The organism is Agrobacterium sp. CFBP 3001, from assembly GCF_027871605.1.
Taxonomy (GTDB): domain Bacteria; phylum Pseudomonadota; class Alphaproteobacteria; order Rhizobiales; family Rhizobiaceae; genus Agrobacterium; species Agrobacterium leguminum.
Genome location: NZ_JAQAHD010000032.1, coordinates 24,357 through 35,934, shown reverse-complemented (window position 1 = coordinate 35,934; position 11,578 = coordinate 24,357). Strand labels below are relative to the sequence as shown.

At 61.6% G+C, this 11,578-nt stretch carries 12 protein-coding genes; 4 read left to right on the top strand and 8 right to left on the bottom strand.

The window, feature by feature from the left end; translation table 11 throughout:
* Positions 1–147: 147 nt before the first annotated feature.
* Positions 148–579: an Lrp/AsnC family transcriptional regulator gene (locus tag PH605_RS23795; RefSeq protein WP_003522324.1), complete on the bottom strand. Its 432-nt coding sequence runs from the start codon at positions 577–579 to the stop codon at positions 148–150.
* A gap of 144 nt (positions 580–723) precedes the next feature.
* Between PH605_RS23795 and PH605_RS23790 the strand changes: the two genes are divergently transcribed.
* The gene (locus PH605_RS23790; protein ID WP_142846474.1) at positions 724–1,824 is read left to right on the top strand and encodes a saccharopine dehydrogenase family protein; all 1,101 of its coding nucleotides are present in this window, start codon (positions 724–726) and stop codon (positions 1,822–1,824) included.
* 173 nt (positions 1,825–1,997) lie between these two features.
* Here PH605_RS23790 and PH605_RS23785 read toward each other — a convergent pair whose 3' ends face one another.
* Entirely contained in the window at positions 1,998–3,458 is a 1,461-nt protein-coding gene (locus PH605_RS23785) for a protein adenylyltransferase SelO (protein WP_142846497.1), read from the bottom strand.
* 168 nt (positions 3,459–3,626) lie between these two features.
* On the opposite strand from PH605_RS23785, the gene PH605_RS23780 reads away from it, so the two are divergent.
* Positions 3,627–5,342: a glycoside hydrolase family 32 protein gene (locus PH605_RS23780; RefSeq protein ID WP_142846476.1), complete on the top strand. Its 1,716-nt coding sequence runs from the start codon at positions 3,627–3,629 to the stop codon at positions 5,340–5,342.
* A gap of 68 nt (positions 5,343–5,410) precedes the next feature.
* Entirely contained in the window at positions 5,411–5,584 is a 174-nt protein-coding gene (locus PH605_RS23775) for a hypothetical protein (protein ID WP_078051557.1), read from the top strand.
* Here the strand turns inward: PH605_RS23775 and PH605_RS23770 are convergent.
* Positions 5,575–6,984, bottom strand: a complete 1,410-nt coding sequence (locus PH605_RS23770; RefSeq protein WP_193559588.1) for an MFS transporter — start codon at positions 6,982–6,984, stop codon at positions 5,575–5,577. The genes PH605_RS23775 and PH605_RS23770 overlap by 10 nt on opposite strands.
* Before the next feature lie 191 nt (positions 6,985–7,175).
* On the opposite strand from PH605_RS23770, the gene PH605_RS23765 reads away from it, so the two are divergent.
* Positions 7,176–7,424, top strand: coding sequence for a hypothetical protein (locus tag PH605_RS23765; RefSeq protein WP_142846478.1), 249 nt, complete (start codon positions 7,176–7,178; stop codon positions 7,422–7,424).
* Here the strand turns inward: PH605_RS23765 and PH605_RS23760 are convergent.
* The 5 genes from PH605_RS23760 to PH605_RS23740 all read right to left on the bottom strand — a co-directional run bounded on the left by PH605_RS23760 (position 7,421) and on the right by PH605_RS23740 (position 11,374).
* Positions 7,421–7,783 carry a KluB gene (locus tag PH605_RS23760; RefSeq protein WP_078051559.1) on the bottom strand — a complete coding sequence of 121 codons (363 nt, stop codon included), beginning with the start codon at positions 7,781–7,783 and terminating at the stop codon, positions 7,421–7,423. The genes PH605_RS23765 and PH605_RS23760 overlap by 4 nt on opposite strands.
* Positions 7,773–8,042: a ribbon-helix-helix domain-containing protein gene (locus PH605_RS23755; RefSeq protein ID WP_142846480.1), complete on the bottom strand. Its 270-nt coding sequence runs from the start codon at positions 8,040–8,042 to the stop codon at positions 7,773–7,775. Before PH605_RS23755 ends, PH605_RS23760 begins: the two co-directional genes overlap by 11 nt.
* A 76-nt stretch (positions 8,043–8,118) precedes the next feature.
* Positions 8,119–8,319 (bottom strand): heavy-metal-associated domain-containing protein, encoded by a 201-nt coding sequence (locus PH605_RS23750; protein WP_065654204.1) that lies wholly within the window; start codon positions 8,317–8,319, stop codon positions 8,119–8,121.
* 53 nt (positions 8,320–8,372) lie between these two features.
* Complete coding sequence (gene cueR, locus PH605_RS23745) at positions 8,373–8,795, bottom strand: Cu(I)-responsive transcriptional regulator (RefSeq protein ID WP_080856110.1); 423 nt, start codon at positions 8,793–8,795, stop codon at positions 8,373–8,375.
* On the bottom strand, positions 8,792–11,374 hold the full coding sequence (locus PH605_RS23740; protein WP_161988012.1) for a heavy metal translocating P-type ATPase: 2,583 nt from the start codon (positions 11,372–11,374) through the stop codon (positions 8,792–8,794). Before PH605_RS23740 ends, cueR begins: the two co-directional genes overlap by 4 nt.
* Between the last annotated feature and the right edge of the window lie 204 nt (positions 11,375–11,578).

Below are 11,578 nucleotides of genomic sequence, written 5' to 3'. Positions count from 1 at the left end.
GCGTAAACCAGTCCGGAAATACGGCCGCCTGCCTGCATAGGCCGGGATGCGCATCCCGGCCTATGCATCAAGTAAACCACAATACGTCCACACAAGTCCGGCATGACGGAAGTGGGTTTCGCGTGTCTTCCACTCCCTCAAACGCTCCTACCTCGAAATCCGCGTCGATAGAATGATCGACGACAGCGTGCGCTCCACGCCGTCTAGCGCGCCGATCCGGTCGATCAACCGGTCGAGATCGAGGATCGAAGGCGCGGCCAGAATGGCGATGAGGTCGAAGGTGCCGCTCACCGAATGCAGCGTCGTCACCTCCTTGATGGCGGCAAGCGCCGCCGTGACGCCGGGCAGCGCCTTCGGCCCGATGGTGATCAGCACATGGGCGCGCACCAGCCCGGAAAGATAGCTTTCCGAAAGCCTGAGGCCGTAACCCGCAATCACCCCATCCGCCTCCAGCCGCTCGATGCGGGCCTGTACCGTGGTGCGCGAAAGGCCGAGTTTTCGCGCCAGCTCCGCCACCGGCATGCGGGCATTTTCGGAAAGCAGGGCAAGCAGCGCCCGGTCCTTGTCGGCAATCGTCATAGTGACCAATCCTGTCGTCTTATTGCCTAATATTAACCCGCTATCCGCACATAGTGAAGCTGCGAATCGTCAATGAAAACTGGCATTCTGTTTTTGAAGCGCATCCGCGCTGACAGATTTGCATTCACTGCGGGGAACAAAAACATGAAAAACATTGTCGTCATCGGCGCGGGCAATATCGGTTCGGCCATCGCCTGGATGCTGGCCGCCACCGGCGATTATCGCATCACCGTCGCAGACCGTTCGGCCGATCAGCTGGCCAATGTGCCGGCGCATGAACGGGTCGATACCGAAATCGTCGACATCACCGACCGTCCCGCTCTGGAAGCACTGCTGAAAGGCAAATTCGCCGTGCTTTCCGCCGCCCCCTTCCACCTGACGGCGGGCATTGCCGAAGCGGCGGTTACCGTCGGCACGCATTATCTCGATCTCACCGAAGACGTCGAATCCACCCGCAAGGTCAAGGCCTTGGCAGAAACGGCGGGGACGGCGCTCATTCCGCAATGCGGCCTCGCCCCCGGCTTCATCTCCATCGTCGCTGCCGATCTTGCCGCCAAGTTCGACAAGCTGGACAGCGTGAGGATGCGCGTCGGCGCTCTGCCGCAATATCCGTCCAATGCGCTCAATTACAACCTCACCTGGAGCACGGACGGGCTGATCAACGAATATATCGAGCCCTGCGAAGCGATCGTCGAAGGCCGCCTTACCGCCGTTCCGGCGCTGGAGGAACGTGAGGAATTTTCGCTCGACGGCGTCACCTATGAGGCCTTCAACACCTCGGGCGGGCTTGGCACGCTCTGCGCCACGCTGGAAGGCAAGGTGCGGACGATGAATTACCGCACCATCCGTTATCCCGGCCATGTCGCGATCATGAAGGCGCTTCTGAACGACCTCAACCTGCGCAATCGCCGCAATGTGCTGAAGGACCTGTTCGAAAACGCCCTGCCCGGCACCATGCAGGATGTGGTCATCGTCTTCGTCACCGTCTGCGGCACCCGCAATGGCCGCTTCCTGCAGGAAACCTATGCCAACAAGGTCTATGCCGGCCCGGTTTCCGGCCGGATGATGAGCGCCATCCAGATCACCACCGCCGCCGGCATCTGCACGGTTCTCGATCTGCTCGCCGAAGGCGCCCTGCCGCAGGAGGGCTTCGTGCGACAGGAGGAAGTGGCGCTATCGAAATTCCTCGAAAACCGGTTCGGCCACTACTACGGCGCGGATGAGCCGCTGGCCCGGGTTGGGTGAGAAAGAGAAAACGGTCGAGAGAACATCTCCTCCCATTCCTCCGTCATACCGGCCTCGAGCCGGTATCCAGCCAGCCCAAGTCCTTGGGCTGAAAAGGCTTCTCTCGCCGCGCAGACGCGCGGCGGCTGGATGCCGGATCAAGTCCGGCATGACGGCGAGGATTGACGAACCCGTTACGTCCCGCAAAAGGTCCTGAACACCCGCTCATGGCTCATCGGCGGCTGCATATAGACGAAGTTGTCCGGCCGCTCCTCAAAAGGCGTGGCGATTGCCCTCAGCATGGCGTGGAATGGCTCGAAATCCCCCTCTTCCACCGCTGCCTCTATCAGTTCCTCGATGCGGTGGTTGCGCGGGATGATGGCGGGATTGACGGAGAGCATCGCCGCTGATCGTTCGGAATCGGAAATCCCCTCGCGACCGGCTCTTTCCCGCCAGCGCGCCAGAAATTCGTCCGCTCCGGCAATATCGATGAACATGCCGCGAAACGGCTCGGCATCGCCATTGGCCGCATGGGAAAGACGCCGGAAGGTCAGCGTATAATCCGCCTCCGATGCCTGCATCAGCGCCAGCAGCGCCTGCACCAGATCGATGTCGCCCTCTTCCTCCGTCGTCAGGCCAAGCTTTTCGCGCATGCCGGCAAGCCAGCGTTTCGGAAAGGCGGCGGCGAAATCGGCGAGAACGGCATTGGCGAGTTCGGCGGCTTTTTCCACCTGCGGATCGAGCAGCGGCAACAGGCATTCCGCCAGCCTTGCAATGTTCCATTGCGCGATGCCCGGCTGGTTGTTGAAGGCATAACGGCCCTGCGCATCGATGGAGGAGAAGACCTTGTTGGGGTGATATTCATCAAGGAAGGCGCAGGGGCCGAAATCGATGGTTTCGCCGGAGACCGCCATATTGTCGGTATTCATCACGCCATGGATGAAGCCCACCATCATCCAGCGGGCAATGAGGTCGCATTGCCGTTGCGCTATGCCTTGCAGCAGGGCGAGGTAAGGATTGTCTGCCTCTTTCGCCTCGGGATAATGACGGTCGATCACATAGTCCGCGAGGTTTTTGATCCCTTCCTCATCCTCGCGCGCCGCGAAGAACTGGAACGTGCCGACACGGATATGGCTTGCCGCAACGCGGGTGAAAACACCGCCCGGCAGGCCGACTTCGCGCTGCACCCTCTCGCCGGAGAGGACAGCCGCCAGCGCCCGCGTGGCGGGAATGCCGAGTGCAAACATCGCCTCCGACACGATATATTCGCGCAGCACCGGGCCAAGGGCCGCGCGCCCGTCGCCCCGGCGCGAAAACGGCGTCGGGCCGGAGCCCTTGAGCTGGATATCGCGGCGCTTGCCGCTCCTGTCGATCACCTCGCCGAGCAGAATGGCGCGGCCATCGCCGAGCTGCGGCACGAAACCACCGAACTGGTGGCCGGCATAGGCCATGGCCAGCGGCTCGGCCCCCTGCGGCACGACATTGCCGGAAAAGATCGCCGCCAGCCTTTCATCGTCAAGGCCGGCCACATCGAGAAGGAGTTCATCGGCCAGCCCACGATTGAAGGCGATGAGCCGCGGCGCCTTCACCGGCGTCGGCAGCACGGCGGCGCTGAACCGTTCCGGCAGGCGGGCATAGGAATTGTCGAATTTCATCACGGGTAAACTCCCTGCTTTGCCCCTATATGGGGCCGGAAGGCGGCGGATGCGAGCGATAAATGCCCAACCTGCGCGATCGCCTCATTCAATTTTGCGCAATGAACTTTCCCGCGCCATCATCGTTCCTATTCTTGACCCGCAGAATGCCCAAGGAAAGGAAAAGCAATGAGCGTCGTTGAAGCCGTAGCCGAGCCGGAAAGCGCCATCCGCACCATTCACACCGATCTGCCCGTCAACGCCACCTTCCATGTCTGGCTGAAAGCGAAGAAAGATGCCGAGCCGGGTGCCGTCTCCTTTTCCAATCAGAATGGAAAATTCGCTGAGGTTTCAAGCGTCAACACGGAAGAGTTCGGTTTTCGAATCTATCAGGTTTTCGGCGGCGGCCATGTGGAGCTGAGTTACGACACGGTCACGACCGCCGTTTCCGTCATCTACTGGTTCACGGCGTCGGATGTGCTGGAAACCGGCATCACCGTCGTCCATACCAAGCCGGACAATGCCGCACCGGAGCTTCCCGGCAGCTATCACTTCCGCCCGCCTTTCGGCTGGATGAACGACCCGAACGGTTTCGGTCGCTTCGAGGGGCGGCCGCATCTGTTTTATCAGCATTATTCGCACGGGCTGCGCTGGAACACCATGCATTGGGGCCATGCCGTCTCCTCGGATTATCTGCGCTGGCGGCACTTGCCGATCTTCCTTTTCCCTTCCGAGGATCTGACGACACGGCCAGACAAGCGCGGCGGCGCCTATTCCGGCTCCACCATTCCGCTGGTGGAAGGCACGGGCATCCGCGTCTTCTTCACCGAGCAGGTGCAGGACCGCATTCCCGAACAGCAGATACAGCTCACAGCCGCCTCCTCCGATCTCATCATGGCCGGGCAGGCCGAAGTCATTCTTGGCACTCGTCCGGACGGACAGGGGCTGACGCCGGATTTCCGTGACCCCTATGTTTTCCGCGGCCCTGATGGTCTTTGGAAAATGGTGCTCGGCAGCCAGAGCGATGGCGGCGGCGTCATCCTGCTTTACGAGACGCTGGACCCCACCGCCGCATCGGGCTGGACCTATGTGGGCAAGCTGTGGGTGGAGACGCGTTATAAAACCACGGCCATCGAATGCCCCTGCCTGCTGCCGCTCGATGGACCTGCCAATGCCCGTTCCACCCGCTGGGTGCTGATCTATGGGCTGATGCATTCGGAAGACCCGGAAACCGGCCGCAAGAACCTCACCATGGCCGATGTCGGCTGGTTCGACGGCAAGGTCTTCACCAGGGAATCCGGGCAGGAGCTGGATTTCGGCACCGATAACTACGCCTTCCAGGCCTTTCTGGATGGCGACAGCATCATCGGCATGGGCTGGCTGGCCAATTGGGCGGATGCCAATCCGGAGATCGATTTCCCCACCTCCATGACGCTGCCGCGCCGGATTCATTATGCAAACGGCGAGCTTCTGACCCCGCCCATCGGTGCGGCGGAAAGCCTGCGCAGCCATATTCTCGACCGCACGCGGCTGGCCGCCGGCGAACGCATTACCTTCATCAACGGGGCGGTGGAAATATTGTTCGAGCTTGCCTCACCCGGCGCGCCCTTCGAACTGGAGCTCGATCATCCGGCGGTCAGGCTGGGCGTCGTTTCCGATGAAACGGGCCTGTGGATCCGCCACGAGGACGGGCGTGACGGCCCCTCGCCGCACTATATCGCCAAAGGAGCGAGGGCATCCCGCATCCGCATCTTTCTCGATTACGGCTCCATCGAAGTCTTCGCCAATCGCGGCCGATATGTGGGCACCAAGCGCCTCGAAGGTTTCGAACCGGTACGCTCGGCGCTGCTGAAGGCCGCCCCCGGCGCGGTGGTGCATGCCACCAGCTGGGCGCTGAAACCGTGAGGAACCTTTTGGCGGATTGGGCGGTTGATAGACCGAAACCGCCCAATCCACGGATAAGGAGAAACGGCATGACCAAAATCCGCGACACCAGCGATCCGATCCTGTTTCCCACCGAAGCCAATGAAAACAAGGCCGAGAAAAAACGTGCCGGCAAGGGCATCGTCGTCATCATCGGCGCGATCGCGATCATGGCCTTCGTCGTCTATCTGGCGGCGATCACCATCGCCACCACTCAGTCCTGACGGCGGCGGAGGAGTCGCCGTTCGCCCCGCAACCCGCTGGCGGTCATGATCGCCAGCAGCGATACGACTACACCCAGCCCATAGAGATAAACCATCGGCATCGTCACATCCGCCCGCTCGATCTGCCCCACCAGATCGGTCGCAGCGGCGACGGTGCCGCTGGCGCCCGCACCGGCGGCGGCGCCCAGCGTCGCGACTGTCGGCAGCAGCGCCCCCGTCATCTTGCGTTCCTCTTCCGGCGCGGCCTCCATGGCGGCCTGGCTGATGCCGGCCCATGACATGCCGAAGGCAGAGCCTATCAGAATTTGCCCGACAAGCATTTCTCCCCAGTTGCCGGTCGCAAGCCCGAGCCCCAGCAGCGCGCAGCCCGGCACCATCTGGTAAGGGCCGTAATGCAGGCAAATCTCCCGAATGCGGGCAGAACGCAGGCTGCCGATCAGCATCGCCACGAAGCTCCAGGCAAGCGGCATCGTCACCACGATGAAACCGGCAAAGGTCGGTTCATGCTGCCAGAGATTGATGGCGACATAAGCGAGATAGACGCTGCCCAGCGCATGGGCATAGGACATCAGGAACAGCACCCAGAAACCGCTGCCGAGCACCGTCTTCAGCCGAAAGGAATCCTTCGGGAAAAGACCGATTGAAGGCCGGATGCCCGCACGCAGCGAAGCCCACAGCATCGCCGCGCCCACCAGCAGCGAAAGGGCGCGCAGGCTCGCATCCTCGAAGGCGGAAGGCGCGGAGAACGCCAGGGCGCCGACAAGGCACAGAAACAGCGGCACCAGCGGTTTGCGCGTCGCCGCCACCGGCCGCTCGGCGGACACGGCAATGGTGGTATAGGCCAGAAGCAGCAGGATCAGCGGCGCCGACAGCAGGAAAGTAGCGCGCCAGGAGATATGTTCGGTGGCGAAACCACCGGTCAGCGGGCCGATGAAGGAGGCGACCGCCCAGATCGCCGCCTCGATGGCGAAGACCTTCGGCAGCAGGCCGGAGCGGAAACCGGCGGGAATGAGGCTGTAGCAAACGGCAACGATCAGCCCGTCCGCCAGTCCCTGCAGGGCACGTCCGACGACCACCCACAAAAAGTCACCGGCGATTGCCGAGAGGACAGAACCGAAAGAAAAAATCAGGCAGCAGAGAAGCAAAACGACGCGTGCGCCAAAACGCTCGCGAAACAGGACGGCGGTGACGCCGCCCGCGACGGAGCCGACGAAATAGAGACTATAGGCCCAGCTATAAAAGGCAGCGCCGCCGATTTCGTTGACGGCCACGGGCAAGGCCGTCACCACCGCGAACTGATTGAAAGCGTGCAGGCCGATACCGGAGGAAATGACGGTCAGAAGCGAGAGATTCGCCCCGCTCAGCAATTCGCTCCAGCCGTTTTTCTCCGTCATTTCCATACTCGACAAAGCCATATCCTTTCCATTTTTTCGGTACGGCGGGCAAACTAGAACCTCAAGCGCCATTGAGGTCAAGACGGCTTTTTCACGCGATCCGGCCTGACGGAATTCAGTGACGGAATTCAACGGCGGCAGGAACCCTTCGCGCCTCCGGGCCGTTTGTGGAATGAACGGACAGAAAGGACACCGTCATGGACCACGAGAAAATCCTGCCCCGCAACGAAGACGCAATGGATGAGGACCTGCTCGATCTCGATATCGACGCCCTTCCCGCCAAGGGAGAAATTCCGCAATCCATCGAACAGGAAATCGAGGAAGAAGAGGCAGAGAGCGAGGACGATCCCTATCAGGAAAGCGACGAAGCCCTGCCCGACGATGCCGAGGAACGGGTGATCGACCGCAACCCTTCGCGGGAAGGCGGGGCTTTCGACGAGGTTTAGGGAAGATTCGGGGTGCGACGGGACAGGCGCGTGAGCATATGGCGCAGATGATCCTGCCCGCCGAAAAAGACCGCAAGAATACGCACGGTCTTTTCACCCTCATCGACATCGAAATAAAAGACAGCCTGATTTTTCGTTACCCGGCGAAGGCCGGGCAATATTTCAGGCAATAATGTCCCCTGAAAAGGCGCTTTGTGAAGCGCTTCCATATCCGCTTCAATTGACCCCACGCGTCGCGCAGCGCGCGCAAAAGCCCCCGGCAAGGCGTCGCCAAGGTCGAGATAGGACTGGATGAGATGATCGAGAATGAGGCCGAGGTCCTGATCCGTCTGTGTCGAGCGCAGGACCTTAAAGGCCATAACCGGCCTTCTTGGCTGCGATCATCGCTGCCGTTCTTTGCTTGCCCTCTTTCACGGAGACGAAGTCGCCCTGCCGTCGCTCGACCAGCAAATCACGAAGCGCGGCAAGTTCGGCGTCCTTCAGTTCCGTTTCCTGCCGAAGCAGTTCCAGCCCTCGCTGGACGACGGCACTGAGGCTGGCATAACGCCCTTCCTCCACCAGCCTGCGGGCGAAGCTATCCTGTTGATCGGAGATGGAAACTGACGCCTTGACGGACATTGTGGCACTCCCTTAACAGGAAAGATAATGCTACTCAGTAGCACATCGTTCCCACTCATTCCAGCAACGAGACGCTTCAGCCCGCCCGTTCCGGCGAATAACCGGCTTCGCGGATCGCCGCTTCCGCGGTTGCGGCATCGCCCATAACCGTCAGTCTGTGGGCATCGAGGTCGATGCTGACGGAGGCGCCGGGAAGCGCTTCCGTGAGAGCGCCGCGCAGCGTCTTTTCGCAATGGCCGCAGGTCATGTCCGGAATGAGGAAAGTGGTTGCACTCATGGTTTTCTCCTTATCGCCGGGCGCGATGTTGTCGCACCGGCCGTCATTAAAGGTCAGTGGGTTCGCGCGTGCCTGGCGTCAGTCTTATCCGCGCCCGCGAGATCGTCGAGGATGGGACAATCGGGCCGGTGGTCGCCGCCACAGCAATGGGCGAGATGGGAAAGCGTCTTCACCATGCTTTTCATCTCGGCGATCTTCTGTTCGAGATCGGCGATATGGACGAGCGCGATTTCCTTGACCGCCGAACTTTCGCGGGTCTTGTCCTGCCAGAGTTTCAGCAGCGTCTCGGTTTCTTCCAGCGAAAAACCGAGCGTGCGCGCCCGCTTGATGAAGCGCAGATTGTGCACGTCCTGCTCGCCATAAACCCGGTAATTATTGCCGGTGCGGGCGGCCGGCGTGATGAGGCCGATCTGCTCGTAATAACGGATCATCTTGGCGGAAACGCCCGATGCTTCCGATGCCTGGCCGATATTCATGACGTCACCTCCCGATGGGCCACCTTCGCCCGTTTCAACCGCAGCGCATTGGCGAGAACGAAGACGCTGGAGAGCGCCATGGCGCCCGCGCCGATCATCGGCGATAGCGTGATGCCGAAGGCCGGATAAAGCACGCCCGCCGCAACCGGTATCAGCGCCACATTATAACCGAAAGCCCAGAACAGGTTTTCCTTGATGTTGCGGATGGTCGCCCGGCTCATTTCGATGGCGTTGACCGTGCCGAGAAGATCGCCGCCGACCAGCACCACATCGGCGCTTTCGATGGCGACATCCGTGCCGGTGCCGACAGCGATGCCGATATCGGCCTCGGCCAGCGCCGGCGCATCGTTGATGCCGTCTCCCACGAAGGCCAGCACCTTGCCGCCTGCGCGCATCTCGTGGATCGCCTTCACCTTCCCCTCGGGCAGCACTTCGGCCACCACGCGGGAAATGCCGACCTGCCGGGCGATTGCATTCGCCGTGCGTTCATTGTCGCCCGTCACCATGGCCACTTCGATGCCCATGGCCTGCAACGCCCTGATGGCAGTCACACTCGAGGGTTTCAGCGGATCGGCAACCGCAATCGCGGCCGCCAGCCTGCCGTCGATGGCGGCATAAAGCGGCGTCTTGCCCTCGTCACCCAGCCTTGCGGCGGCCTCAGCGAAGATATCCACGGAATGGCCGAGTTTCGCCATGAACCGATCCGCGCCGACTTCGACCCTGCGGCCGTTGACGGTGGCGGCAATGCCATAACCCGTGACGCTTTCGAAGTTTTCGACGGTCATGGGTTCGAGTCCCTCCGGGGTCGCAACCTTCTTTTCTTCCGCAGCCCGGACGATGGCTTCGGCAATCGGATGTTCCGAGCGGCCCTCGACGGCGGCGACCAGCGCCAGAACCGCGTCATCGGCAAACCCTTCCGCAACCACCAGATCGGTCAGTTCCGGGCGGCCCTTGGTGACAGTCCCCGTCTTGTCGACCACGACGATCTCAGCCGAGCGCAGTTCCTGCAGCGCCTGTCCCTTGCGGAACAGCACACCCAGCTCCGCCGCCCGGCCGGTGCCGACCATGATGGATGTCGGCGTGGCGAGACCCATGGCGCAGGGGCAGGCAATGATGAGCACCGCGACCGCATTGACCAGCGCGAAAGTATAGGCAGGCTCGGGGCCGAAGATCGCCCAGACGATGAAGGTCAGCACAGCGATTGCGATGACAACGGGTACGAAGAGCGCGGTGACGCGGTCCACCAGCAGCTGGATCGGCAGCTTTGACCCTTGCGCCTCCTCCACCATGCGGATGATCTGCGACAGCATGGTATCCGCGCCGACCTTGGTCGCCTTGAACTTGAAGGCGCCGGTCTTGTTGATGGTGCCGCCGACGACCGTTGCGCCAATGGTCTTTTCCACCGGGACCGGTTCGCCCGATATCATGGATTCATCGACATAGGAGGAGCCTTCGACGACTTCGCCATCCACCGCCAGCCTTTCGCCGGGACGGATGACGACGATATCGCCGGCCACGAGGTCTTCGGGGGAAATATCGATGGTAGCGCCGTCGCGCTCCACCCGGGCGGTCTTCGCCTGCAGGCTCATCAGCTTGCGGATGGCGTCTCCCGTGCGGCCGCTGGCACGGGCTTCTAGAAGCCGTCCGGTCAGGATCAGCGTGACGATGACGGTTGCCGCTTCATAATAGACGAACTGCGCCTCTTCCGGCAGCAGGTCGGGCGCGAAGGTGACGACGACCGAATAGAGATAGGCCGCCGTCACACCCAGCGCCACCAGCGAGTTCATTTCCGGCGCGCCGCGCAGCAGAGCCGGGAAACCGGTCTTGAGGAAACGCAGGCCCGGTCCAAAAATCACCGCCGTCGCCAGCGCGAAATAGATGTAATAGAGGTTCTGCGTGTCGATGATGCCCATCAGCCAGTGATGCATCGGCTCATAAAGATGGCCGCCCATTTCCAGCACGAAAAGCGGTGCGGTCAGGATCGCGGCAATCGTCAGGTCGCGTTTCAGCGCGCCCTCTTCGCCGGCATGCTGCATATGGTCGTGGCCGCCGGCCTCGCCCGCCGCCATCTGGCCGTGGCCCTGATGATGTCCGTGGTGATGGCCGTGACCGTTGTGGGCGGAATGGTCGTGCGGCGCCGGCGTCTTCAGCACGAACCCGGCAAGCTTTGCCGTTTCCACAAGCGCATCCCGTTCACGCCGGCCGCCAATCGTTTCCACGGAGGCCTTGCCGGAGGCCGCATCGACCTTGACGGCGACTGTGGTGGCGACCGCTTCCAGAACGGCCTTCAGCCGCTCGGCCCCAGCCTCGCCCCGCAAGCCTTCCACCGCAAATTCGTGACGTTCCGGCGCGATATCGTAACCGACCTTCTTGATGGCGGCGCCAAGCGTTCTGGCAGAAAAACCTTCGGCCGGCTCGACGGTGAGCTTCTTCGTGGCGAAGTTCACGGAACTCGACATGACACCCGGCACCTTGGCCGCGGCCGTTTCCACCCGGCGCACGCAGGAAGCGCAGGTCATGCCTTCCACGGGAATGGAAACCGGTTCATGTCGATGGGCGTGTTTGACTGTCTCGTTCATGGGAAATCCCCTTTCGAGACCCTATGTAGAGATTCCCATGATGGGAAGGTCAAGGGAAGCGGAAACTTTTTGTTGAACACACAATCGTGAGTGCAGCGGGCTTCTTGTTGCCGCCAGCTGACGGACACCTGATAACCACGCTATCTCGGTCCATAGCGTTCACATTTCCATGCGCCAAGATATCACCCTCATTCCTGTGCTTGT